This window comes from Streptomyces sp. NPDC088746 (genome assembly GCF_044751065.1).
GTDB lineage: Bacteria > Actinomycetota > Actinomycetes > Streptomycetales > Streptomycetaceae > Streptomyces.
Map to the genome: position 1 here is coordinate 494,699 of NZ_JBIVLA010000005.1, position 25,752 is coordinate 520,450.

The window sequence follows — 25,752 nt, forward strand, 5'->3', positions numbered from 1 at the left end:
TGTGAGCGAGCGGTCGTGGAAACTATCCGCCCCGCTCCGCGGCCCGGTCCAGCCGCCTCGACGGGGTTTCCCGATGCGGCCGATCAGGAATTCCTATCCGCCGTCGTCCTGGGGCCGGGCGTCGCTGAGAAGACCCAGCCGCGCGGCCGCGAGGCCGAGTTGGAAGCGGGTCTCGACCTGGAGCTTCTCGCAGAGTCCGGCGAGGTAGCGGCGCATGGTGCGGGTCGAGATCCCCAGTTTGCGGGCGATGAAGTCGTCGGATCTGCCGCGCTCCAGGTGGCGCAGGACGGCCAGTTCGACGTCCTCGAAGACCTCGTTGTCCGCACCGCCGGTGCCCACCGGCCGGGCGTGCTCCCAGATGTGGTCGAAGATCACGGTGAGGAAGGTGACCACGGTGGGGTCGCGGAGCACGGCCGCGCCGCCCGTCGCCGTGGGCACGACCGCGGTGTCGTCGTCGAGGATGATGAGCCGCCCGGGGATCACCGCGGCGGAACGCACCTCGGCGCCGAGGCCGTTGAGGAGCGTCATGTGGTGCAGTGCCTCGCGCTGCCGGCGGGCGGTGTGCGGTACGACGGTGCGGTAGCGCACACCCCGGTCCAGGAGGTCCTGGTCGAGCTCCCTGGCGGCGCGCAGCGTCTCCGGGCTGCCCATGGTGGGGTGTGCCGTGAGCACGCTGTGCCGTACCTGTGCGGAGAGTTCGGCGAGCCGGTGGCGTACGGCCTCCCCGTCGGTGAGCAGTTCGGTCGCGCCGCCTTCGAGGCCACGGCGCACCTGCCGCTCGTACAGGGGCCCGAGCGGCCCGAGTTCGCGGTGTGTGGTGTCGATCCGCCGCAGGAGTTCACGCACCCGCGTCTGGGAGGAGGTGGTCAGTGCGACCGCCGCGAGCCCCGGGGAGAGGGCCTCGAGGCGGTGCGGTCCGTCGGGGCGCAGCAGCTGCCGGGCCGTCAGCCTTCGGACGGACCCGGCGAACCGGTCGGCTGTGAGACCGAGTTGGGCCGCGGCCTCGTCCGCGTCCGGTGAGACCTCCAGGAGCTGTCGGTAGACGCTGATGTCCTCGTCGGTGAGCGGCTCGTCGGCCATGAGGGTGTCGTGTACGGGGACGGTGGCACGCGCCCCGGGGCCGGAGACGCTCACGTCCTGGCCGGCGCGTACCGGCTCCTGCCCCTGGCGCACGGCGGTGTCAGGCCTTCTCGGCGCCGGCGGCGCCGGGCACGGGGGGACGCACCCGCTGCGGGACGGACTCCGTGGCGGCGGCGATCCCGAACACGGGTATGTTCCGGTACACGGTGTGCATGCGCGCCGGGTCGACGATGTAGGCCTCGTGGAAGATGCCGACGGCGCCGTCGTTGCGCACCGCTCGGTTGAACCAGGCCCACATCGAGCGGTGCTTGCCACTGGTGTTGTGCGAGTAGCGCATCAGATCGTCCATGCTGCGCCAGTACTGGAGCATGATCACGGTCCGGTTGAACCAGGCGCGCGAGTAGAGGAACCCGTGGTCCTTGTTCTTCTTCAGCTCGATCAGCATCGGGATCATCGAGGCGATGACGGGCACCCAGCGGTGCACCATCCAGAACTTGTTGATCCGGGTGCCGATCAGCAGCACCACCGTGCCCTCGGGTGCCGAGGCGATGCGCGGTTCGGTGACGACCTTGAGATCCATGGTTTCCTCTCAGAAGGGGTAGGAGCGCGCCGGGCTGCTGACGGTGAGGGTGTGCCAGCGGGTGAAGGCGTCGATCGCCGCCTGTCCGCCGAACCCGGACGCGTTGCCCGAGGCGCCGACCCCGCCGAACGGCAGGTGGGGGTCGTGGTTGACCGTCTGGTCGCCGACGTGGACGACACCGCAGCGCAGCCTGGAGGCCAGGGCACGGCCCCGGTCGGCGTCCGAGGTGTAGACGGCGGCGGTGAGACCGTAGTCGGAGGTGTTGGCGAGTTCCACGGCCTCCTCCTCGTCGGCGAAGGAGGTCACCGTGGCCACGGGGCCGAACACCTCGGCGTGGAAGACGGACATCTTCGGCGTCACGTCGGCCAGCACGGTCGGCGGGAAGAACTGCCCCTGCACACGGCCGCCGGTGACGAGGCGGGCCCCCTGCGCGACGGCGTCCTCGACCGCGGTGGCGATCCGGGTGAGCTGGCCCCGGTCGATGACCGGGCCGATCTGGGCGTCCGTACGGTACGGGTCGCCGATGCGCAGCGCCGCGGCGCGGCGGGCCAGCGCCTCGGTGTAGCTCTCCACCACGTCCTGGTGGACCAGGTGGCGCCGGGCGGCCATGCAGATCTGCCCCTGGTGCAGGAACGATCCCCAGGAGCCGGCGGAGGCGGCGGCCTCGATGTCGGCGTCGGGCAGGACGACGTAGGCGTTCTGCCCGCCCAGTTCGAGGACCACGCGCTTGAGCAGCCGTCCCGCGGTGGCACCGATCTCGCGGCCCACCTCGGTGGATCCGGTGAACGAGACCATCGCGACGTCCGGCGACCGGACGAGTGCGGCGCCCGCGTCCGTGTCGCCGTACACCACCTCCAGGACACCCTCGGGCAGCCCGGCCGCGGCCAGCACCTCCGCGAAGAGCCGGCCGCCGCTCAGCGGGGTGTGCGGGTCGGGCTTGAGGAGGACGGTGTTGCCCAGCGCGAGGGCGGGGGCGACCGAGCGCATGCCCAGCAGCACCGGGAAGTTCCAGGGCACGATCACGCCGACGACGCCCAGCGGTACGCGCCGCACCTCGGTCTCCCGGCCCGGGTCGGAGCCGGGGCCGTGCGGCGTGCGGGGCGCGGTGGCGAGTTCGGCGGCGTGGCGCAGCTCCGCCGCGCCGGCGTGCACCTCGTAGAAGGCCTTGCCCGTGATGGATCCGCCTTCCCTGACCAGCAGGTCCTGGGCCTCCTGGGCGCGTTCGAGCAGCAGGTCGGCTGCGCGGTTCAGGATCGCGGCCCGTTCGGCGGCCGGCGTCGCGGCCCACCGCGGCGCGGCCGCGGCCGCCCGGCGGGCCGCCGAGAGGACGGCGCCGGAGGTGGCGAGCGGGACGCTGCCCAGCTCGTCGCCGGTGATGATCTCGCGGCTCGTCAGCAGGGCGGCTTCGGTGACGGTGCTCACCTGGGTACCTCGGATTCTCGGGAGGAGGGTCGGGGGGTGCCGGCACGGGTGAGGACGGCGTGGGCGGTGATCCGGCCGGGGCCGGAGGTCACCGACAAGGAGATGTCCCCGTGCAGGACGAGTGCGGCGAACCGGGCGAGTTCGCCCCGGAAGGCCAGGGTCCAGGGGCCTTCCTCGGTGCCGCGGAGGAGGATGTCGTTCCACCGGGAGGCGATCCGCGGCGGCGCGGCGAGGGCGCGCAGGGCGGCCTGACGCAACGCCCAGCCGACGACGGAGCCGCCGCCGGACGAGATCTGGAGGGCGCCCGGTCCGTGCCAGGCGACCAGCCGCTCGACGGCGTTGGTGTCGACGCCGTAGCTGCCCACCCTGAGGACGCTGTCGGCCCGGACGGGCGGGTGGGCGCCGCGCCCGGCCGCCGGGTCCGCCGTGTCAGGCATGGGCGGCCTGCCCTTCGGCGAGGAGGTTCTCGACCATGGAGATGAGGTTGCCGACGGACATCTCCGCGAGCATGCGGTCGAGGGTGAGCTTCCCTTCCCAGCGGACGGTGTCGAGCTGCGGCATGACGGTGCTCAGCTGCGCCATCCCGCGCCCGCTGATGATTCCCCGGGCGTCGCAGAACTCCGTGTCGGGAACCGCTCCCTGGAGGTACTCCCCGCATTTCTCGACGGAGAGAATGACCGGTGCGGTGCATTCGATGCGGAAGAATATGTCGAGCAGATCCAGGGATTCGAGACCCAGATCGGCGGAGAAGACCAGATCCGTGCTGTACAGGTCCGTGGGAATTCCCAGCGTGTCGATGACGATCGACCGCACCAGTTCGTTCACGTCGTAGTGGGACATGCGCGTCACTCCTGTCCGGCCGGCCCGGCCTGTGCGGCCCTCGCTTCGGGGCCTCCCCCCACCAGAGCCTTCCGGTGCCGCGGACCGGACAGGTCCGCATGTAGCGATACGAGGGGGCAGCGGGAGTGCCCCGCCGCCGCGGGGACGCGTTCGCCGGCGTCCGCGGCGGCCAGCGCGCGGCGGAGTCGGCGCAGGCAGCGGGTGCGGATGGGGCCGACGGAGCCGACCGACATGGCCAGCGCGGTGGAGATCTCGTCGTACGAGGCCGGCGGGTCCGCGAGGGCCAGCATCAGCACGCCGCGGCACTGCTCGGAGAGGGTGTCGATGGCCCGCTGGGCGTCCTCCCTGCGCTGGGCGCGCAGCGTGATCTGTTCGGGGCTCTCGCTGTGACCGGAGAGTCCGTCGAGGGTCTCGCTGTCACCGACCATGACGAGTCGGTTCCTGCGCGAGAGGACCTTGAGGGATTCCCGGCGCGCGACGGTGGCGAGCCAGTCACCGACGCGTTCCGGGTCCCGGATCCGCTCGACGTTCTGCACGAGCCGGAGCCAGGTGAGCTGTCGTACGTCCTCGGCGTCGGCATCGCTCATCCGATGACTCCGGACGACGGACCAGACAAGTCTGCCGAATCGTTCCACCATGGCGTCCCAGGATGCCTGTTCTCCACGTGCGCACCCCGCCAGCAGTTCCGCGTTCGCTTTACGGGGCATGGGAATTCCCTTCGTGAGGGGTGGGGGCAAGGTTTTCGAACGCCGTCAACGGGAGTACGACCATGCAATCCGCTGGGGGGTGGGCGGGGCAAGCGGATACGACGTCAGGTAGGGGACCGGCCACAGGTGGACAGCGGTGGTTCCGGGCCGGCCCGGTCATCGGACCGCCTGCTCCGGCAGGAGGTCGGGGATCGCCGAGCGCAGCCTGACCGGCAGCGGGCCCGCGTCGCTCCGGTCGGCCCGGATGGCGACGCCCAGCGCGTACCGGTCCCAGATCTGGAGGACCTGGACCTGCCACAGGTCCCGGTCCTTCTCGGGGATGTCCTCGTCGACGACCGCCAGGCTCCCGTCCCTGAGCCGGTGGACGGAGAAGGCGTCGAAACCCCGGCACATGCCCATGCCGGTGGCCTTCGTGTACGCCTCCTTGGCCACCCAGGAGTCGGCGAAGGCGCGGCCCCGCTGGCCCTCCCGGTTACGGCGGAGGACCTCGTTCTCCAGCGGGGTGAAGACCTTCGGCGCGAACTGCATCGCCTCGGGCCTGGCGGGGGTGACCTCGGCGTCGACGCCGGCGGTCCGGCCGCGGACCACTATGGCCGCGATCAGACCGTTGGTGTGGGTGATGTTGAAATCCAGCCCCCAGGCGCACCCCTCGACCTCGGGGCGCCCGTAGGTGCCGGTCCTGAACCGCCAGGAGTCGGGGGCCACGTCGGCGTAGCGGGACAGGACCTGACGGGAGAGGAGACGTGCGCCGAGGAAGCGGCGGCGGGCCGCCGGGAACAGGAGCCGGTCGTGCCGGGCCCGTTCCTCGTCCGTCAGCAACGCGGCGCCGCCCGTCGCCTCGGCGAACCGGTCCACGTCCTCCTCCGCCAGCAGCCAGACCTCGGCCGTGTCGGCGAGCGGGTCGGCGAACGGTGCCGTGCTGTCCATGGGCTCGGTCTCCTTCCTTGATTCACCAGTTGACGGAAAAGGGCCGGAACGAGAAGAGGCGGCCCTCACGGTGCGCGGCGGTCAGTGCGTCCGAGACCTCGCTGATCTCCTGGGGCCCGGCCACGCTCACCGTGGGGTGGAACCGCTTGAGCAGCCGCTCCAGGCAGACGAGCAGGACCGCCGGGGAGCGCAGTGCCGGATGGACGCTGTCGTGGCCGTGCAGGTGGAGGTGGACGACGGCCGCGGCCGCCGAGACGTACGTGTACTGCTTGGCCAGGTCGTACAGTTCGGCGGACTGGCCGGCGGCCTTGCCGAGGCCGGAGAAGAGCTTGCGGTGCTCCGCGGCGATGCGGTCCAGCTCGTCGGCGACGGCCCCCGCGGCGTCGGCCGCGGCGGCCAGGCGTGCGGCGTCGGTCCCGGCGGCGGCGGCCGCGGCCTGGTGCAGGTCGTCGACGGCCGACCGGAGCGCGAGCACCGGGTCGTCGACGCCGCGGCTGAACAGCTGCTGTTCGGCGGGGCGGTAGGGCTTCATGGGGTGGGCCGGGTCGAAGAGCGCGCGGGTCCGCTCCACTGCGCCCGCCACCTTCTCCGGGTCCTGGGTGACCGCCGTGTCCAGGAGGTTCCCGAGCTGGAGGGCGATGTTCTTGAGGTTGACGACGGTGTTGCCGTCGGCGAAGTCGGCGACCGCGCAGTCCCGCACGGCCTTCTGGAAGATGCCGTACCGGGGGTGGGTCCGGAGGTAGTGGCGGGCGCCGAGCACGATGGCGAGCCTGGCCAGTGTCTCCTGGAGCAGGGTGGGGACGAAGTACTTCACCACCGAGGACCAGATGCTCGACTGTTCCGGCGTCAGCTGGAGGCTGCGTATCGCACCGGTGGTCAGCGCGTCGGCGACGAGGAGGTCGGCGTAGCTCTCCACGAGCTGGCGCTGGGAGTACGGCACCTCGGAGACCGGCCCGCCGAAGATCATCCGCCGGGTCGCGAAGTCGAGGGTGGCGCGCAGTGCGGTGTCCGCGCAGCTCATGGCGATGCTGGTGATGGCTATGCGGACCAGATGGCTGCTCTTCAGGGCGACTTCCAGGCCCTGGCCGGGCCGCCCCACCACCGCGGAGTCGGGCACGAAGCAGTCGCGCAGCCGGACCCCGCTCATGTCCAGGCCGCGCAGGCCGTGCAGCGGCTCGTGCGGCAGGGGCTCGCACTGTCCTTCCTCGAGCCGCCCCTTCTCGACGGCGAAGACGGAGTACCCGCCGGGGCCGCCCTTCTCCGACGTACGGGCGAAGACCATCACGACGTCGGCGACGGTGGCGTTGCCGATGGTCCACTTCTCGCCGTCGAGCACCCAGCCGCCCTCGGTCCTCCGGGCGGTGGTCGCGTTGGCGAGGATGTCGCTGCCGTGCTCCCGCTCCGAGAGGCCCCAGGCCAGCTTCGATCCGCTCTTGATCAGGTCGGCGAAGTAGCGGCGCTGCTCCGGGGTGCCGGCGACCCACAGCGGCATGTAGCTGATGGTGCTGATGACCATGGCGGTCGCGGTGGTCGGGTCGCGGCGGGCGACCAGCCGGTAGAGGTTGAAGCCGTCCTGGATGTCGACGGCCCGGCCGCCGCTCTCGGCGGGGATGCTCCAGTCGTACAGCCCCCAGGAGGCGAGCAGGTCGACGAACTCGTCGGGGTACGTCTCCCCCTCGTCCAGTTCGAGGACGCGGCCGAAGGAGAGGGGCCCGTCCTCGTCGAAGGGGTCGCCCATGTGGCGTTCCAGGTCGGCCATGAGGGCCGGCAGATCGGTCATCGCTCCTCGTCCTCCTCGTTCCTGTCGCTCTTCGTCGGTGTGTCGCTCAGCCGGACCGGCAGCGCGGTGAACAGGCGCTGTGACGCGTCGAGTGCGGTGACCAGGCGTCCGGCCGGGGCGAGATCCCGGTACGGCGCGGTGCGCGGGTCACGGCCGTCGGCGAGGGTGGTCAGCAGCGCGAGTACGGGGACCAGCCAGGAGGTGTCGCCGGGGCCCGCGCCGTAGAGGCCGTCCCCGTCGCGGTGGTACCACCAGGCCAGGGCGGCGGTGGCCGCCGCGCGGAGCAGCGACAGCCGGCCGGCGAGGTCCAGGGTCTCCGGGGAGACCTTCGCCGACCGGGCACGGTCACGCTGGGCGGCGGCCGCCTCGCGGAGCACCGTGGCGAGCGCCGACCGCACCCCGGCGACCAGTGCGGCCGCCCGGTCCTCGCCCCGGCCGCTCAGCGCCTCGCCGATCGCGGGGGCGTACGCGGCGAATCCGAGCAGGACGTCGTCCTTGGGACGCACCCCCAGGTCCAGTGCGGCGGGGTCCAGTACGGGCAGCGACGTGGGGTCGCCCAGGGCGAAGACCGCGCGCAGCCGCTCCCGCGCGGACTCCTCCAGCACGGTGGGTGCCTCCCGGTCCTCCGGGAAGGCCGGCGCGTACCCGGGGAGGTGCATCGCCAGGGCGCGCAGGTTGCCGAGCACGCTGGTGTCGATGACCGCGACCATGGCGTTGTCGCGCACCGCTTTGTCGAGTACGGCGCCGGGGCCGGCCCGCAGGACCGCCCGGGCACCGATCAGGGCGTGGGAGCGGGTGACGCAGTCGGCGGTGAGCCGGACGGCGACGTCCTTGACGACGGCGGACGCCAGGCCGAACGTTCCGGGCGCGACGTGCGCCTGGCGTGCGGCGGTCAGCACCGTGAGGTCGGTGGCGATCAGTCCGGCGGCGGCCAGGGCGAGTTCACGGGACCCGTAGGGGGTGTCCGCGACGCGTTCTGTGCCGGTGCGGTGCCCGGCCGCGAACCGCAGTGCCGTGCGCAGCGCCGTGTCGGCGGTGGCGAGACACCCTGCCGTGCTCATCATCCGGACGATCTGCTGGGCGCGCAGCGCGCCCGCCAGACCGCTGCCGACGTCACCGACGACGGCCTCGGGCGGCACGGGCAGCCCGTCGAACTCCAGGTCGGCGAAGTCGATGCCGCGCATCCCGGTGGTGCGCTGCGGCGCGTGCCGCCTCACCTGGGGGGCGGACAGCTCCTCCGGTCCCAGCAGTACGGCGGTGAAGGCGCCCGCGCCGCGCTCCGCCGTACGCGCCACGATCACCGCCGCGTCGGCCGAACTCCCCCGGCCGACGAGCCACTTCGTACCGTTGAGCAGTCCTTCGGGGGTCAGCGCGCAGCTGTTCGCGAGCACATCGCTGCCGGCCCGCTCCTCGGAGAACCCGAAGGCGATCGTGCGGCCCTCGCGCAGCCAGTCGGCGACGGTCCGGTGCTGGGCTTCCGTCCCGGCGGCGAGCACGGTCATGACCGCCGAGATGCTGAACATGGTGGCGGGCATGACGTTGACGTCGCGCCGGGCGGCGACACGGACGAGGATCTGGGTGTCCTCGAAGGAGCGGAGGGTCCCGCCGAGCGTGCCGGGGAGGTGGCACAGGTGGAAGTCCTCCGCGCGGAGGCGGGCCTCGGCCTCGTGCGGGTACTCCTCGGCGGCGTCCCGGGCCACGCCTGCCGCGAAGCCGTACGGGTTCTCCTGCGACCAGGGGTCGCCGAGCAGCCGGTCGAGGCGCTCCGCCGGGGCGAAGGCCCCGGCCGGGGGCGCCGCGTGGGCGGGCACGGCGGCCGGGGCCGGCGCGTCGATGAGGGTCACTGCCCCACCCCGACGGAGGAGTCGCGGGGCGCGGAGTCCTCCGGCGACGGCCGGGTGGCGATGCCGGCGGGGAAGGCGACGCCTGCCGCTCTCAGCATGGCGAGCCGCTGGTGGAAGGCGGCGCCCTTCATGATCTGCCGCCCCACGTCGGCGACCCCCCGGTGCTCGGGCGCCGCCAGGTAGGTCCCGCGCACCCATGAGTTGAAGCTGCCCATGGCCGGCCCGCACCAGATCTGGTAGTCGACCGCCCGGTCGGCCTCGCCGGTCTTCGCCCAGCGGGACGCCATGCCCAGGTACCAGCGGAAGACGAGCGCGGCCCGCCTCTTGGGGTGTCCCTCGGCCCGTTCGAGCTGGCCGGGGTCGCGACGGGCGAAGTACTCGGCGGTCTCCTCCCAGACGCTGTCCAGCGGCCGGCGGAAGATCTGCTGCTCGACGCGGGTCCGTACGTCCTGGGGAAGGGCCTCGATGCCGTCGTACGTGCGGTAGAGGTCGTACAGCTGCTTGGCGCGCATGGGGAAGAACGTGCCGCGCTTGAGGACCTGGAGCTCGACGCCCATCTCGAACATGTCGGCGGCGGGGGCCATGTCGAAGTCGGCGATGCCGGCCTGGGCGAGCATCTCCTTGACGCGCGGCGAGGTGCCCGCCTCCACGCAGGACTGGTTCACGGAACCGGTCACGATGTAGTCGGCGCCCATCGCGAACGCGGCGGCCGCCGCGTCCGGGGTCCCGATGCCGCCGGCGGCCCCGATGCGGATGCGCTCGGCGTAGCCGGCCTCCTGCATGATCGCGTCGCGCTGCCGCATGATGACGGGCAGCAGGGCGGGCAGCGGCCGGCGGTCGGTGTGGCCCCCGGAGTCCGCCTCGACGGTGATGTCGTCGGCGAGCGGCACCCGGGGCGCGAGACGGGCCTGCTCCTCGGTGATGAGACCGTCCGCGAGCAGCCCGCGCACCATGGCCTCGGGGGCGGGACGCATGAAGAGTTCGGCGGTCTCGGTGCGGGAGATCTTGGCGATGACCCGGTTGGAGGCGATGACCCCGTCCGGCCCGCTGGCCCGCAGACCCGCGAGCCGGTAACGGACGAGGTGGGGCGTCAGCTTGAGGAAGGCGGACGCCTCCACGCAGGGCACGCCGTACTTCAGGAAGAGATCGACGGAGGTCCGCTCGAGACGGTCCTCGCTCGGGCTGTGGATGAGGTTGCAGGCGTAGCCGAGGCCGGGGATCTCGTCGCGGAACCGGATCAGTGCCTTCTCCACCGCCTCGGGGAGCAGTCCGGCCGCTCCGTACGAGCCGAGGAATCCCGCGCGTGCCATCGCGACGACGAGGTCGGCGGAGGCGATGCCGTTGGCCATGGCGCCGCTCATGTAGGCCTGCTGGAGGCCGTGCGCGGCGAGGAACGCGGCGCTGCCGAGCCGTTCGGGGCCGAGCGGGGGCACCGAGGCGACCACCTCGTGGGGGCCGTCGCCGGTGAGCGTCCCGCCGGCGGCCGCGCCCAGCCCGTACGGCCCGCGCACGATGTAGACGGGTTCGTCGAGGCGCATCAGGGTCTCGTAGACCCCGGTGTCGCCGGTGGCCGGGTCTCCCGGCCCGGCCCACCGCGGCCGGTGCTGATCGGTGGTCATGCTGCGTCTCCTGTCGGTCGTACGCGGGATCAGGCCTGGTCGTGGTGGATCTCGATGCCGATGCCACCGAGCTGGTAGATCCGCAGGGTGGACTTCCAGACGCTCGCGTCGCCGACCAGCTGGATCCGGCCCGGTGCGCGGCGCACCTCCTTGATGTGCACGTCGAACTCCATCTCGGGGTCGTCGCGCAGGATCTGGCCCCGGTAGGACCAGGTCGTCTCGGCTTCGGAGAGCAGGGCGAAGCGAGGGTTGACGAGGCCGTCGGTGAGGCCGGTCTCCACGGCGTAGACCTGGAGGCCCTGGAGCAGGGACTCGACGCCGAGCGAACCGGGCATCACCGGGTCGCGGTGGAAGTGGCAGGAGAAGTACCAGTCGTCCGGGCGGATCGTGCGGTGTCCGCGGAGGTAGCCGCGGCCGTGGTCGCCGCCGCCGGCCACGATGTCGACCCACTCGACGAGGTCGAGGTGGTCCCGGCCGATACGGGGCCCGGGACGGGACGCCTCGGCGGCCCGGTAGGCGTCGAGGTCGACGCGGCGGGCTTCCGGGCGCTGGGCCTGGCGGTCGATCCAGGGCGCCACGTGCTTGCCTTTGTCCAGGCCGACCTGGTTCTCCAGGGCCTTGGCGCTGAAGTAGCCGAAGAGCGACTCGCCCCGGTAGAAGACCTCGCCGTCCGCGGACAGTTCGTAGCTGTAGTTCTGCAGGATGGAGCCCGGCATCTGGTCGCTGGACAGCAGAGTCGACCGGTGCTGGATGGTCTTGCCGCGCAGATCGACGTCCTTGACCAGGGTGGCACGGCCGTCGAGGTTGCGGATGCTGAACTGCTCCTCGGGGAAGGGCAGGGTGGCGCCCAGGTAGTAGCCGAGGAGGATGGCCGCCTGGAGGCTGGACTCCATGTGGACGCAGTTGGGCATGTGCGGGTGGCCGTTGTGGTCGTAGTACCAGGCGTCGTCCGGGGAGTCGTACTCGGTGACCATGACGGCCCCGCGCTTGAGGACGCCCCGGGTGCCCTCCAGCTCCATGACGCGGTCGACGAAGAGGAAGTCGCCGTTGGGGATGTACGGGGCACGGCTGTCGGCGTAGACCTCGAACTCGGGTCCCATGGCCGTGGCCAGGTCGCCCTTGGCGGCGTGGGCCATGTGGAACTCGCTGAGCAGCGCGGGCTTTCCGCTGGCGGGGCTCAGCCGTCCCAGGAAGTGCGGGACGGTCCCCCCGGCTTCGGGGCGGTAGGGCGCGCCCGGCTTCTCCACCAGCCGGATGCCGAGCCCGGTGACGCCGATGGACGGCTTGCCGTCGCGGAGCACGACCACGTCGGCGGTGATGGCGGGGCGCGGCAGGAGGGTGAGGGAGGTGATGTCGACCTGGTACTCGATCTTCTCGTGCTCCGGCGTGATCTGCCCCCGGACCTTGACCTCGGTCCGCAGGTCCGGGACGGGCTGGAAGCGGGCGTCGGGGAACGACAGGTGCAGCCCGAGGGAGAGCGCGTACACCTCCAGGAGCTGGACGGCGCCCTCCGCGACCAGTGAACCGGCGAGTACCGGGTCGTCCGGGAAGTGGCTGGTGAAGTACCAGCCGTCCGGCACCAGATGCTTCACGGCCTCGATACGTCCGAGTCCTGCGGGGCCGCCCTTGCGGTCCAGGACGGTGATCTCGTCGGCCATGCGGAGCCGCTCGGTGGGGAGCCTCAGCGAGGTGTTGCAGCCGGCGGGCTGGGCGTGACCCGGCCCGAACACGTCGGCGATCCGACCTTCGGCGAGGCGCGCCAGGTCGGCGGGGCCCAGGGCGGTGCGCCCGGTGCGGGCGAGCGGCTTGAAGGCGCTGGACCCGGTGAACGTGCCGTCACCGACGGGCGGGCGGACCTTCGCCTGGAGGATGCCGAGGGAGCTCTCCAGTTCCTCGTCGGTGAAGAAGCCGGCGCAGGCGTTGTTGAGCTTGAGGATCAGCTCCCCGTCCGCGTAGCAGTCGTAGTGGAAGAAGAAGAGGAGGGTGTCCCCCTGGCGCACGAACTGGTCGATCCAGATGTCGTAGCGCAGGGTCTGCCCGACGCGCGGGAGGTCTCCGACGAAGCTGAGACTGCTGTCGAGCAGGCGGTAGACGCGGTCACCGCGGTTGGTGAAGTCGGCGCCGAGGTAGCTGATCAGCAGCAGGTCGCACTGGCCGGCCTCGATGGTGACGGCCGGGGGGACCTGTCCGTCGACGGCGTACCAGGCGTCCACCGGTACGTCGTACTCGGTGCGGATGAAGGAGGGCTTGAACTCTCCCGGCTCGGCCTCCAGGGCGGTGACCCGGGTCGCGAAGTGGTAGGGCGGGGCGGGCAGCCGGACACGGCGGCGGTGCTCGTCGATCTCCGCGAAGCGGGGGCCGAAGACGTTGCCGACCTTGCCTGTGGCGAACTCGAGGAGGTCGTGCTCGTCCCAGATCACGCCCTCGGGCTTGGGCGGGCGGGGCGGCGGGGTGCCTCCTTCGGTCAGCAGCGAGACGAGCTGGTCGCGCAGCTCCCGCTGGGCCGCGAGCACCTCACGGTGGGCCTCCAGCATCTCGCTGCGGAGTCCGCGCACCAGGACGGCCGCGGTCTCGTCGCCCGTGAGCGCCTGGCCCGGCGCGGGAGCCGGCTGCGCCGGCAGCGGCGTACCGGACACGGCGCCCGCCGGCGGGGGCGCGGGGGTGTTCGCGGGCGGCACCTGGGCACCGGCCGGAATCATCGTGATGGGCTCCCTTTCCAACGCCAGGGATGGCGTCGGCGGCTGCGCGGAGGGGTGGGTCGGCATCGCGGTGTCCCATTCCGTGGAGTTTTCGGCGCCCGTGCCGGGCGCCGGATCGGCGAGGAGAGAGCCCTGGGCCACGACGGCCGTCGTGGCCTCCGCCGGGCTGTCGGGGCGCGCCGCGAACGCCGCGACCGGCGCGGCAGGACGGGCGGGCGGGGCGGTGGGGGTGGTGGTGGCGGGAGCGACGGCGGGCCGGGGGCTCGGCGCGGCGGGCGCCACGGGCGGAGCTGCGGGCGCGGACGGTGCGGCCACCGCGGCCTGCGGGACCGGGGTGCGCGGCACGGATTCCACCGCCGGGACCGGGATACGCGGCAGCGCGGCCACCGTCGGGGCCGCGGCCGAGGCCACCAGGGGCGGGACCGGGGCGCCGCCCGCCAGGAAGGCCCGCAGACCGGGCGAGCGGTCCGGACGGCTGTCCGGGAGGGGGGCGAAGGCGCTGAGGTCGACCGGGATGCCGTGGGCGGCGAGACGGGCCGCCAGCCGGGCGATGTCGGTCGCCCCGCGGGCACCCCGCCGGTCCACCGAGACCGACAGGTGCGGCTCGTCGCCCAGGGTCTCGTGGATCCACCGCGAGCACGTGCTGCTCGGGCCGACCTCGATGAAGCAGCGGTAGCCGTCGTCGTACGCACGCCGGACCAGCCGGGGGAAGTCGACCGTCTCGCGCAGTGTGACCGCGATGTTCCCGGCCACCGCGTCCGCGTCGAAGTCCGTCACCGGCGCGTAGTGCCGGCTGCTGTAGAGGACCAGGTCCCCGACGTCACCGGTCGGGTAGCGGTTGAGGTCGGCGAGCTCGGGCAGGACCCCGTCCACCACCGGGCAGTGCATCACGTGGTTGGCGGGCGAGCGGGCGCTGCGGCAGTCCAGTTCGGCGATCAGGTCGCGGCACTGCTGCGGGTCTCCCGCGACGACCGCCTCCTGCGGCGTGTTGACGTGGGTGAGGAACACCCGGTCGTAGCGGCGCAGCGCCGCCCGTACGTCGTCGGCGGGTGCGAGCAGCACATGGGTGGCCCACACCTGCGGGTCGGGGACCTCGTCGGCGAGGTCCCAGAGGGCGCGCACGGTGCGCTTGGGCCCGCGCAGCATGTCGTCGAAGAGCGGCGAGGCGCTGATCTTCTCGTCCCCGCGTGCGCTCTTGATCCAGCCTCCGGTGGCGAAGAGCATGCTGCTCTCGCCCAGGCTGTACCCGAGGGCTCCGTGCACGGGGACGCCGAGCACCTCCCGCACCAGGTCCGTGGAGAGCAGGGCGTAACTCGTGCCGGCCGCCAGCATCAGCGGGATGTCCTCGACGAGTTCGCCCTCCATGCGCATCAGCTCACGCCGGCCCAGGGGCTCCCGGGAGCGGGGGTAGAGCGCCGCGCTGCGCAGGAGGTCGGCGGGGAGTTCGGCCTGGGCCTCGAAGCGGGGAAGCAGCCCGGGGAAGGCCCGGAACATCGAACGCCCCAGGCCGAGATAGGAGTTGAAAGCTCCGGGGAAGACCAGGGTGACCTTGGCGTCGGGGCCGATCGGCGTGGCGGTGAAGCAGCTCCCGGACGGCGATGACCACTCGCCGCCGGAACTCCACACGCCGGGCAGGTCCTTGAGCGCCTGGTCGATCTGCCGGACGAGGCCGGCCCGGTCGTCCGCGACGAGCACGGCCTTGACCTTCGCCGGCCGGTCCGCGAAGTCCGCCTGCCAGTCGTTTCCGGTCTCGGCCGCCCCGATGGCCGTACGGAGTTCACCGAGCCGTCGCAGCAGCCCGTCGAAGTCGTCCGCACCGACCGGCACGACCACTCCCCCGCCGGAACGGGTCCAGTCGGCCTCGGTGGTCTCACCGCGCACCTGACCGCCGGTGAGCACGAGGTGGGCGTGGCTGCCCGCCGCGCCGACGACGCTGACGGACGCGGCGCGCCTGCCCTCGCGGTGGGAGCGCAGCCAGGGCCGGGAGTCCGCGGCCAGGAAGAAGGCGGAGCCCTCGGTCCGGTCCGCCGCGATCCCCTCGGGGGCCACGGGGAAGTAGGCGTGGTGCAGGCAGAGCGCGGCCCGGATGAGTGCGGCGAGTCCGGAGGCGCACCCGGTGTCGCCCACGGCCCGGCGAGCCGAGGAGAGGGCCGTACGCAGCTCGCCGCCCGCCCGCTCGGTGCTCCAGACGCGGGCTAGGCCGTCGAGCTCCGCGGGATGCGCTCCGCCGGCTTCCACCAGCTCGACGTCCGACGGGCCGATACCGGCGGCGGCGAGCGCGTCCTGTGCGGCGCGTTCGACGAGTTCGGCGCTCGCGGCGGGGGTGACGTCCGGCGCGTGGTGCACGGCGATCGACTCGACGGTGGCGTACACCCTGCGGTCCTGGGGGACGGAGTCGGGCCGGGTGACGACGACGGCGCCCGCGCCCTCGCCCAGGATGCGCAGCCCGTCCCGCACGGTGCCCGGTTCGAGCAGTTCGCGGGCGAGGGTGTTCTCCGGTCCGGCAGCGAGGTCGACCGCGCCGACCAGGACGGCTTCCACGGTGGGGTCGAGGAGCAGCAGCCGGGCCACGTCCAGCGCCTCGACGCCGACGGCGCTGTCCGAGGAGAGGGTGAAGGAGGGGCCGGTGAGGTTCCACAGCGAGGAGACCCGGCTCGCCATGATGTTGCCGATGTAGCTGAGGACCTCGTTGGGCTCGATGGAGTCGTGGACGCCGTCCCGCGCGGCCCGGGTCAGTTCCGCGAGCTGCTGCGGCGACGGGTCGACGCCGGCTGCCGCGCACCACTCGGTCAGTTTGCGCCCCAGCTCGTAGCGGGAGCCGTGGCCGTGCGCGCTGGGCTCCATCTCCATGCCGATGACGACGCCGACCCGCCGTGCGGCGGAACCGGCCTTGCCGCCGGGGCGTTTGCGCTCGAATCCCGCGTCGTGCAGCGCCTCCTCGGCCACGCGCATGAGCAGCAGCTGCTGCTGGTTGAAGTGGGCGAGGTCCTTGGGCGGGATGCGGTACGAGGTGGTGTCGACCTCGAAGTCCTCGATGTAGGCCGCCCGGGGGGCCGCGTCCCCGCCGAGACCTGCCCGGTCCAGGGGGCCGCCCTCCACGGTCTCGAAGCCGCGCCAGCGCTGCTCGGGCAGGGGGCGTACGCCGACGAGACCGTCGTAGCCGGCGCGTTCGAACTCGTCCAGGGTGGCGAAGGGTCCGAAGTGCGCGCCCATGCCGATCACGGCGAGCGGGGGCGGCTCGGTGGGGGCGGAGGGCGCTTCGGGTACGGCGGGTGCGCCTGTCCTCTCCGGTGTCTCCGGTGTCTCCGGTGCGGAGAGGACCACGTGGGCGTTCGTACCGCCGAAGCCGAAGGCGGAGACTCCCGCGCGGCGGGGCGCGCCGGGGGCGGGGTCCGGCCAGGGCACGGCCTCGCGTACGACCCGGTCCGCGATCGTGCCGGGCAGCGGCTGCTCCACGCCGATCGTCGGGGGGATGACACCGTGCGACAGCGAGAGGACGACCTTGAGGAGGCTGGACATGCCGGCCACGGTCAGCAGGTGGCCGATGTTCGCCTTGACGGACCCGAGCAGCGGGCCGCGGCCGAAGAAGGCCTCGGCGCCGCCGAGTTCCGTGCTGTCCCCCAGCGGCGTACCGGTGGCGTGGCACTCCAGGTACTGGATCGCGGACGGGTCGACCCCGGCTTCCCGGTAGGCGAGTTCGTACGCGGCGAGCTGCCCGGCCTCGTTCGGCGCGAGCAGGTGCTTGCCGGGGCCGTCGTTGGTCAGGGCGAGGGCGTCGATCACCGCGTGGATGCGGTCGCCGTCGCGCTGTGCGTCGGCGAGCCGCTTCACCGCGATCATCGCGGCTCCCTGCCCGGTGACGATGCCCCGGGAACGGGCGTCGAAGGGCTGGCTGAAGCCGTCCTGCGGATAGGCGCGCAGGTCGGAGAAGGACAGGTGGATGACGGTCGGGTCGGGTGCGCAGACACCCCCCGCCAGCATGAGATCGGCCCGGCCCGTCTCCAGATGGGCGCAGGCGAGCTTCAGGGCGTACAGCGCGGAGGAGCACGCCGCGTCGAGGGTGAACCTCGGGCCCTCCAGGCCCAGGGCGGCCGCGACGACGCGGGCCGGCATGCCGCCCGCCCAGAGGTTGTGCGCGGTGACCGCACCGGACGGGCCCGGTGCGCCGGGCGTGATCAGGGCGTCGGGCACCGGGAGACCCGCCTCGGCGAGACCGTCGGCCACGGCCGAGTCCCAGAGCTCACCGGCGAAGCGGCCGGAGGCCGGGGTGGGGAACGGATAGTTCCCGAACACCACCCCGGTCCTCCGTCCTGGCCGGCCGTCCGCGGTCGGGGGGTGGCCCGCGTCGGCCAGCGCGTCCCCGGCCACCCGGAGCGCCCAGTGGAACGAGCGGTCCAGGCCGGCCAGGTAGTCGGCGGGAAGGCGGTAGTTCTTCGGGTCGAGGCCTGCGGCACGCTCGTCGTACTCGTCCAGGAAACCGCCCCTGGTGCAGTAGATGCGGTGCCTGTCCTCGGGGTCGGTCTCCCGGGCCTCCGGGGCGTGCCCGAAGACACGGTCGTCCCCGTCGGTGCGTGAGTCCACGCCTTCGATCAGGTTGCGCCAGTAGTCGTCGGGTGTCCCTGCCCCCGGGAAGAGGCAGGCCAGGCCGACGATCGCGTACTTGCCCATGGTTGGGTCAGCCTCCGGGTTCCGCATGGTTCGGTTCGGGAGTCAGGGTCGGGAGAGGGGGCGGTACGGGCCGGGTCACGAGGGGACCGGTGTCCCGTCGGGCACGGGCGCGTGCGGCCCGGGAAGTACCGGGCGGGTCCGGCCCCGGAGGGGGCCGGGGCCGGACCCGCCCGGTCGCCGTCAGACGGAGACGGCGGCGGCCCCGGTCCTTTCGGCCGCCCCGAACTTGCCCTCCAGCTGCGGGTCCTCCACGACCACCACACCGTCGAGGACCTGGAGCACACGGCCCTCCCGGTCGAGCGCGGTGATCGAGCAGCTGATGCCGCTCGGCCCGGAGGTGACGTTCTCCACCGCGATCAGGAACTCCTGGTCGGAGGGGAGCTCCGCGTGGAAGCGGGCGCTGCCGATCTCCATCGGCAGGGAGGCGCGGTTACGGAACCGTCGCACCCACACCAGCGCGGACTGGAGGAGCAGATCGGCGATGACCGGGCTGTGGAACCGGCCGTGGTAGGCACCGCGTGCCGGCCGCCCGTCACCGAGCCGTGCGGCGAGCAGCAGCAGTCCTTCCTCCGCGACCAGCACCGAGCGGATGCCGCGGAGCGCGGGACCGTGGAAGAGCGTGCCGTCCCGGTACAGCGGAGCGGCGTCCGTACGGGTCGCCGTACGCGCGGCACGGGCGAGTTCCGTACGGTCCGCGGGCACCGGCGGCACGTCCGTGGAGAGGCTCGCCCCGTAGGACGGCCTGCTCCGTCCGGCGTCGTCCACCGCGGAGGCCAGCACCTCGATCGCGTGCGGGCGGGTGGCCGGTCCGGGCTCGATGAACAGCCGCAGCCGTGAGGCGTCGGCTCCCTCGCCCTCCGCCGCGTCCATCACCAGGCCCTTGAAGACCTTGAACGCGGACACCTCGGTGACCTGCTTGCCGGTCACCCTCTCGGTGGTGTTGACCAGGGCTCCGAGCGCGGCGGTGGCGGGCAGCACCCGCTTGCCGCCGATCGTGTGGTCCGCGAGCAGCGGGGCGGCGGAGATGTCCGCGAGCGTACGGTCGACGAGCAGGGTCGGCGAGGCCGGGGAACCCTCGGCCGGCGGAGCGGAGAGCGGAGTGAGCGGGCCGGCGACGACGACCGTGTCCTGGCCGCGGGCGGCGGTGAACTGCTCGGCGAACATGCCCGCACCCGTCGCCACCGGAACCAGCGCCACGCCCCGCGAGGCGAACATCCGGCGCAGGTCGTCGGTGACCATCCCGCCGTCCCACGCGCCCCAGTTGACGGAGGTCACGCGCGCCGAGGGCAGCTCCTGCCTGAGGCGCACCGCGAGACGGTTGAGCGCCTCGTTGGCCACAGCGTAGTCCGACTGGCCCCGGTTGCCGAAGAATCCGGCGACCGAGGAGAAGAACACGAGGTGGCGCAGGTCGGCCGAGCCGCGGAGCGCGTCCAGCACATGACCGAGGCCGACGATCTTCGTACCGAGGACCCGGGCGATCTCCTCCGGCGTCTTGTCCGCGATCAGCCGGTCGGCCAGGACACCGGCGCCGTGCACGACGCCCGTGACACGGGAGGCGTACGGGGCGAGGGCGGTCCGGACCGCGGCGGCGTCGGTGATGTCGACCACGAGGTACTCGACGGTGGCGCCGGTCCCCCGGAGCCGGTCGAGGTTGGCCTGGATCTCGCGGCTGCCGGTCAGCTCGCGGTAGACAGCCTCGACACCGCGCGGGGTGGCCTTCTCCCCCGAGGCGGTGATCCGCTTGGCGATGAGGCCCTTGAGCGCCGCGCCGTCGACACCAGCCGACCACTCGGGCTCGGGGGTCACCTGGCTACGGCCGAGCAGCAGCAGACCCACGGGACGGGCCTCCGCGAGCGCCTGGAGGCAGTCCGCGGTGATGCCGCGGGCGCCACCGGTGACGACGAGCAGATCCCGGGCGCCGATCTCCTGTACGGCCGTCACGTGCGCGGCCGGCGGCTCGTTGGACGGCACGATCGTGCGGCGTCCCTCCGGGTCGACGCCCACATCCGCGAGGTCGGCCGACACGTCGTGGATCTCGTCCAGGAAGCATGCCGCGACGGTGCGGTCGTCCAGAGCGGGAGCGAAGTCCACGGTGCGTGTGAAGAGCGAGGGGACCTCGATCGCCAGCGTCTTGATGAGTCCGCTCACACCGCCGAGGAGTGCGGATCCGGTGCCGCTGCCGCGGTAACCGTTCGCTCCGTCGAGCCGGGTCACCGCGACGAACGCGGCCCGGTCGCCGGCCGCTGCCTTCAGCGGGGCCTGGGTCAGCTTGGCGACGAGGACGGTGTGCGCCAGCCGGCGTGCCGCCTCGGTCCACTCCTGTCCGGCCTCGGCGGCCATCTGCACGACCAGGTCGAGCCGTTCGGCCGTGACGGCCGCGGCGAGCTCCTTCTCGTCCCACGTACGGAGCGGGAGGACGGAGTCGGCCTCACCCGCGGACGTGGTGGCGCCCGGCAGTACGACGACCTCCACCCTCCAGCCGTCGGCGCGCAGACCGGCCACCAGCGGCCGGGTCAGCGTCGACCCGTCGTCGAGGACGAGGGCGACGGGCTGCTCCGCGTAGGCCCGTACGACACGGCAGACCGCGGGGAGTTCGCGTACGGCCGCGAAGGTCCTTCCCACGCCGTCCGCCTGGGGGTAGGTGATGACGAGGGGGGACTCCACGGTGGGGCCGGAACCCTCTGCGGCCGAACCACTGGGGGCCGCACCGGAGGCGGAGGCCAGGAAGCCGGCGATGTCGTCCAGCGTCCGCAGCTCACCCATCCGCTCCGGGTCCACCTCACCCGACACCGGGAAGCGCTCCTGGAGCGCCCCCATGATCTGGACCCGCTTGATCGAGTCGATCCCGAGGTCGGCCTCAACGTCCATACCCGGCTCCAGCATCTCCACCGGATAACCCGTCTTCTCCGCCACGACTTCGAGCAACGCCCCCAACACAGCAGCGTTCACCTCATCGGACGGCGCGGAGACCGCAGACTCCGCAACCACAGGAGCGGGGGCGGGAGCGGGCTCAGCAGGCGCGCTCGCACCGGACGCGGAGGCCAGGAAGCCCGCGATGTCGTCCAGCGTCCGGAGCTCACCCATCCGCTCCGGATCCACCTCACCGGAAACCGGGAACCGCTCCTGGAGCGCCCCCATGATCTGAACCCGCTTGATCGAGTCGATCCCGAGATCGGCCTCGACGTCCATACCCGGCTCCAGCATTTCGACCGGGTAACCCGTCTTCTCCGCCACGACTTCGAGCAACGCCCCCAGCACAGCGGCATTCACCTCGCCGGACGGCGCAGAGACCGCAGACTCCACAACCACGGGAGCGGCAGGCGCGGGAGCGGCCGGAGCGCTCGCACCGGAGGCGGAGGCCAGGAAGCCCGCGATGTCATCCAGCGTCCGGAGCTCACCCATCCGCTCCGGATCCACCTCACCCGACACGGGGAAGCGCTCCTGGAGCGCCCCCATGATCTGAACCCGCTTGATCGAATCGATCCCGAGATCGGCCTCCACATCCATACCCGGCTCCAACATCTCCACCGGGTAACCCGTCTTCTCCGCCACAACTTCGAGCAACGCCCCCAGAACAGCGGCATTCACCTCGCCGGACGGCGCGGAGACGGAAGCCTCCACCACCACAGGAGCGGCAGGCGCGGGAGCAGCGACAGGAGCGGGAGCAGCGACAGGAGCGGCCGGAGCGCTCGCACCGGAGGCGGAGGCCAGGAAGCCGGCGATGTCGTTCAGCGTCCGGAGCTCACCCATCCGCTCCGGATCCACCTCACCGGAAACCGGGAACCGCTCCTGGAGCGCCCCCATGATCTGAACCCGCTTGATCGAATCGATCCCCAGGTCAGCCTCCACATCCATACCCGGCTCCAACATCTCCACCGGATAACCCGTCTTCTCCGCCACAACTTCGAGCAACGCCCCCAGAACAGCGGCATTCACCTCATCGGACGGCGCAGAGACCGCAGACTCCGCAACCACAGGAGCGGCAGGCGCGGGAGCGGCGGGAACAGCAGCAGGCTCAACCGAGGCCGGCGCACCGGACGCCGAGGCCAGGAAGCCCGCAATGTCGTCCAGCGTCCGCAGCTCACCCATCCGCTCCGGATCCACCTCACCCGACACGGGGAAGCGCTCCTGGAGCGCCCCCATGATCTGAACCCGCTTGATCGAATCGATCCCGAGATCGGCCTCCACATCCATACCCGGCTCCAACATCTCCACCGGGTAACCCGTCTTCTCCGCCACCACCTCCATCAGCGCACCCAACACAGCGGCGTCCACCTCCGCCACCGGAGCAGAGGGGGCAGCGGGAGCAGCAGGCACCGGAGACGTCTCGGCCTGTACGGGCGCGGGTGCGGGAGCGGGCGCAGGCTCCGCCACCACCGGAGCAGCAACAATGGCAGCGGCGGCGGCAGGCTCCACCGGCGTGGCCGCAGGCGCCTCCTCGCTCTTCAGCGCGTCGATCAGGAGCCGCGTCGCGCGCTCGTGTGCCGACGTGATCGACGCACCGTGCTGCTCGATGAGCCGCAGCGCCGCGTCGGCGTCGGGGTGGGTGCCGGAGCGGACCGACAGTTCGAGGGTCTTCACCGCCTCGCGGATCGTCTCGACGTGCGCGTCGAGGATCTCGGCCTGGAGGTCGAGCCCCTCTCGGGCCACCGCACTCAGAGCGTCCGAAGCGCGCTCCGCCGTCTGTGTCACCGGCTCCGACACGGGCTGAACGGCCGGCTGCTCCGTCGGCGCCGCCTCGCGGGAGGGCTCGGCAATCGCGTCGCGGTACGCCGAACGGCGGGCTTCCGTGACGTAGTTGATGCCCCGCAGCGGGATCGCCATGCCCTTGCCCGCGGGCACCTCGGGCACCTCGGCGCTGTGGTCGTCGATGCCGGAGACCGGGAGGCCCAGGACCGCCAGCTCGATGACGGCGCGCTTGAGGGCGAGCTCGCCGTCCTTGGCGGGGCCGCCGTCGACCGCGACGGTCCGTACGCCGTCGCGACCTTCGAGGACGCGGTCCACGAGGTCGGAGAGGACCCGCTTGGGGCCGAACTCCACGAAGACCCGGAAGCCGTCGGCGTACATTTCCTCGATGCGGTCCGCGAAGGCGACCGGCCGCAGCAGCTGGTCGACCAGCGTGCGGCGGCTCTCGGCCTGGTCGGCACCGTAGGAGGCGCCCGGGGTGTTCGCGTAGACGGGAATGCGCGGGGCGTTCAGGGCGACGCCCGAGACCGCCTCGCGGAAGGCGTCGGCGGCGTGGGCGACGAACCGGGTGTGGAAGGCCGCCGAGACGGGGAGCCGCTTCGCGGGAATCGTGCCGCTCGCGGCGTCCGCCACGAGGCGGTCGATCTCCGCGGTCGGGCCGCCGACCACGATCTGCCCGGGGGCGTTGATGTTGCAGACCGATACGTCCTGGTAGCCGGCGACGAGCGCCTCGACCGCGCTCAGCTCGCCGCGCACGGCGGCCATGGCGCCGGGGTCGTGGGAGGCGGAGGCGTCGGCGGGCGGGGCCATCGCGAGGCCGCGGGCGCGGGCCAGCTCGGTGAATCCGTCGTCGTCGAGGACACCGGCGGCCCACAGGGCGGTCAGTTCGCCGAAGGAGTGTCCGATGACGCCGTCGGGGGCGAACCCGAGCTCCTTGAACCAGGCGAACTGTCCGGCGGACAGCGCCCCGATCGCGGGCTGGGCGAACTCGGTGCGCCGCAACGAGTCCTCCTGGGCCTTGCGCGTGGCGTCGTCGAAGGCCGGCGGCGGGAACACGACGCGGCCGAGCGTCTCGGCTCCCGCGGTCAGGCGGTTGGCCCTGTCGTACGCGGCGAGCACGGGCGGGACGGCGAGGGCGGCCTCGCGGCCCATGCCGACGTACTGGCTGCCCTGTCCCGCGAAGACCGCGGCGGCCTTCGTGCCGGCCGGGATGCCGGAGCGCCGGTAGGTGATCCCCTTGGGGTGCTGCCAGGCGTCCGCTCCGGACTTGGCCCGCAGCAGCTCGACGGCCGTGGTGCGCAGCGCCTCGAACTCCTCGTCCGAGCCGGCCACGATGCCGATGCGCGCGTCACCCGCGGGCACCCACCCCAGCGGGTCGGGCGCCGCGCCCTGCTCCAGGCGCCGGACGAGAGCCTCGGGGTCGGCGGCGTGCCAGAGGCCGGTGCGGGCGACGGGGCCGAGCACCTTGCCGCCGGTGGTGTCGTGCTCCTCCAGGACCATGTGGAAGTTGGTGCCGCCGAAGCCGAAGGAGGAGACGGCGGCCCGGCGCTTGTCACGGCCCGGGTCGGCGATCCAGGGACGCGCCTGGGAGTTGACGTAGAACGGGGTCTCGGCGGGGTCGACGGCGGCGCTGGGCTGCTCGACGTTGATGGTCGGCGGCAGGACCTTCTGGTGCAGGGCGAGCGAGAGCTTGATCAGCCCGGCCGCGCCGGCCGCCGCCTTGGTGTGCCCGATCTGCGACTTGACGCTTCCGATGGCGGCGTAGCCGCGTGCGTCCTGCCCCTCGGCCACGAAGGAGCCGAGAGCGGAGAGCTCGGTGTGGTCGCCGACGGCGGTGCCCGTGCCGTGCGCCTCGAAGAGTTCGATGGAGCCGGCGGGGACGTCCGCGTCCTCGTAGGCGCGGCGCAGGGCGAGCTGCTGGCCCTGGGCGCGCGGGGCGTAGATGCTCTTGAAGCGGCCGTCGCTCGAGGTGCCGATGCCGCGCAGTACGGAGTAGATCCGGTCGCCGTCGCGCTCGGCGTCGGCGAGCCGCTTGAGGGCGAGCATGCCGATGCCCTCGCCGATCAGCGTGCCGTCGGCGGACTCGTCGAAGGGCCGGATGATCTGGCTCTTGGAGAACGCCGGGGTCTTGCTGAAGCACATGTACATGAGGATCGTGTTCTCGGCGTCGCAGCCGCCGGTGATCATCAGGTCGGAGCGGCCTTCGACGAGCTCGCTGACGGCGAGCTTGACAGCGGCGAGGGCGCTTGCGCAGGCGGCGTCCACGGTGCAGTTGGTGCCGCCGAGGTCGAAGCGGTTGGCGATGCGGCCGGCGACGACGTTGCCGAGCATGCCGGGGAAGGAGTTCTCCTCCCACGGGATGTATGCCTTCTTGAAGCGCTCGGCGACCTCTTCGGCCTGGGCCTCGCTCAGTCCGACGCTGCGGACCACTTCCTTGAGGACGGGCGTCTGGAGCCGTGCGGAGAGCGGCTGCGTCAGGGAGTTGGCGCCGGTGACGCCGAGGATGACCCCGGTGCGGGTCGGGTCGTACCACCCGGAGCCCTCGGTGCCCGCGTCGCGCAGGACGTCGCGGGCGACGGTCAGCGACAGGAGCTGGAGGATGTCGGTGACCTCCAGGGTGTTCGGCGGCAGGCCGAACTCCATGGGGTTGAAGGCGATTTCGGGCAGGAACCCGCCGCGCCGGGCGTAGGTCTTGTCCTCGGCCGTCGGGTCGGGATCGTAGTAGTCGTCGAGGTTCCAGTGGGTGTCCGGTACGTCCTCGATGCAGTCGTTGCCGTCGACGATGTTGTGCCAGAACTCGCGCACGTTGCGCGACTGGGGGAACAGGCCGGCCAACCCGACGATGGCGATGGGTGTCTCGGCCAGACGTGAGTGGTGCACGACGGTCCTCTCGTTCAAGT

The 25,752-nt window shown here is 72.5% G+C and carries 12 protein-coding genes; all 12 read right to left on the bottom strand.

The window, feature by feature from the left end; genetic code table 11:
• Positions 1 to 93: 93 nt before the first annotated feature.
• The 12 genes from ACIP63_RS24555 to ACIP63_RS24610 all read right to left on the bottom strand — a co-directional run bounded on the left by ACIP63_RS24555 (position 94) and on the right by ACIP63_RS24610 (position 25,732).
• Complete coding sequence (locus ACIP63_RS24555) at positions 94 to 1,173, bottom strand: LuxR C-terminal-related transcriptional regulator (RefSeq protein ID WP_401519252.1); 1,080 nt, start codon at positions 1,171 to 1,173, stop codon at positions 94 to 96.
• Positions 1,174 to 1,180: 7 nt separating this feature from the next.
• Positions 1,181 to 1,660 carry a DUF4188 domain-containing protein gene (locus ACIP63_RS24560; RefSeq protein WP_393765976.1) on the bottom strand — a complete coding sequence of 160 codons (480 nt, stop codon included), beginning with the start codon at positions 1,658 to 1,660 and terminating at the stop codon, positions 1,181 to 1,183.
• A 9-nt stretch (positions 1,661 to 1,669) separates the two neighbouring features.
• Entirely contained in the window at positions 1,670 to 3,082 is a 1,413-nt protein-coding gene (locus ACIP63_RS24565; protein WP_401519254.1) for an aldehyde dehydrogenase family protein, read from the bottom strand.
• Positions 3,079 to 3,519 (bottom strand): hypothetical protein, encoded by a 441-nt coding sequence (locus ACIP63_RS24570; RefSeq protein ID WP_401519257.1) that lies wholly within the window; start codon positions 3,517 to 3,519, stop codon positions 3,079 to 3,081. The genes ACIP63_RS24565 and ACIP63_RS24570 overlap by 4 nt, the downstream gene beginning before the upstream one ends.
• Complete coding sequence (locus ACIP63_RS24575; RefSeq protein WP_401519260.1) at positions 3,512 to 3,922, bottom strand: acyl carrier protein; 411 nt, start codon at positions 3,920 to 3,922, stop codon at positions 3,512 to 3,514. Before ACIP63_RS24575 ends, ACIP63_RS24570 begins: the two co-directional genes overlap by 8 nt.
• Before the next feature lie 5 nt (positions 3,923 to 3,927).
• Positions 3,928 to 4,629: an RNA polymerase sigma factor gene (locus ACIP63_RS24580; RefSeq protein WP_401519262.1), complete on the bottom strand. Its 702-nt coding sequence runs from the start codon at positions 4,627 to 4,629 to the stop codon at positions 3,928 to 3,930.
• A 156-nt stretch (positions 4,630 to 4,785) separates the two neighbouring features.
• A complete protein-coding gene (locus ACIP63_RS24585) occupies positions 4,786 to 5,556 on the bottom strand; it encodes a 4'-phosphopantetheinyl transferase family protein (protein ID WP_401519264.1) in 771 nt (256 codons plus the stop codon).
• 22 nt (positions 5,557 to 5,578) lie between these two features.
• Entirely contained in the window at positions 5,579 to 7,336 is a 1,758-nt protein-coding gene (locus ACIP63_RS24590) for an acyl-CoA dehydrogenase family protein (protein WP_401519266.1), read from the bottom strand.
• Positions 7,333 to 9,180 (bottom strand): acyl-CoA dehydrogenase family protein, encoded by a 1,848-nt coding sequence (locus ACIP63_RS24595; RefSeq protein WP_401519269.1) that lies wholly within the window; start codon positions 9,178 to 9,180, stop codon positions 7,333 to 7,335. The genes ACIP63_RS24590 and ACIP63_RS24595 overlap by 4 nt, the downstream gene beginning before the upstream one ends.
• Positions 9,177 to 10,799 carry a PfaD family polyunsaturated fatty acid/polyketide biosynthesis protein gene (locus ACIP63_RS24600; RefSeq protein WP_401519270.1) on the bottom strand — a complete coding sequence of 541 codons (1,623 nt, stop codon included), beginning with the start codon at positions 10,797 to 10,799 and terminating at the stop codon, positions 9,177 to 9,179. Before ACIP63_RS24600 ends, ACIP63_RS24595 begins: the two co-directional genes overlap by 4 nt.
• Before the next feature lie 29 nt (positions 10,800 to 10,828).
• Positions 10,829 to 18,166 (bottom strand): beta-ketoacyl synthase N-terminal-like domain-containing protein, encoded by a 7,338-nt coding sequence (locus tag ACIP63_RS24605; RefSeq protein ID WP_401519272.1) that lies wholly within the window; start codon positions 18,164 to 18,166, stop codon positions 10,829 to 10,831.
• 180 nt (positions 18,167 to 18,346) lie between these two features.
• Complete coding sequence (locus tag ACIP63_RS24610; RefSeq protein ID WP_401519274.1) at positions 18,347 to 25,732, bottom strand: SDR family NAD(P)-dependent oxidoreductase; 7,386 nt, start codon at positions 25,730 to 25,732, stop codon at positions 18,347 to 18,349.
• Between the last annotated feature and the right edge of the window lie 20 nt (positions 25,733 to 25,752).

Coding starts and splice junctions, on each gene's coding strand:
- ACIP63_RS24560 (WP_393765976.1), bottom strand. CDS start 1,660: ATGGATCTCAAGGTCGTCACCGAACCGCGCATCGCCTCGGCACCCGAG.
- ACIP63_RS24570 (WP_401519257.1), bottom strand. CDS start 3,519: ATGCCTGACACGGCGGACCCGGCGGCCGGGCGCGGCGCCCACCCGCCC.
- ACIP63_RS24575 (WP_401519260.1), bottom strand. CDS start 3,922: ATGTCCCACTACGACGTGAACGAACTGGTGCGGTCGATCGTCATCGAC.
- ACIP63_RS24580 (WP_401519262.1), bottom strand. CDS start 4,629: ATGCCCCGTAAAGCGAACGCGGAACTGCTGGCGGGGTGCGCACGTGGA.
- ACIP63_RS24585 (WP_401519264.1), bottom strand. CDS start 5,556: ATGGACAGCACGGCACCGTTCGCCGACCCGCTCGCCGACACGGCCGAG.
- ACIP63_RS24590 (WP_401519266.1), bottom strand. CDS start 7,336: ATGACCGATCTGCCGGCCCTCATGGCCGACCTGGAACGCCACATGGGC.
- ACIP63_RS24600 (WP_401519270.1), bottom strand. CDS start 10,799: ATGACCACCGATCAGCACCGGCCGCGGTGGGCCGGGCCGGGAGACCCG.
- ACIP63_RS24605 (WP_401519272.1), bottom strand. CDS start 18,166: ATGGGCAAGTACGCGATCGTCGGCCTGGCCTGCCTCTTCCCGGGGGCA.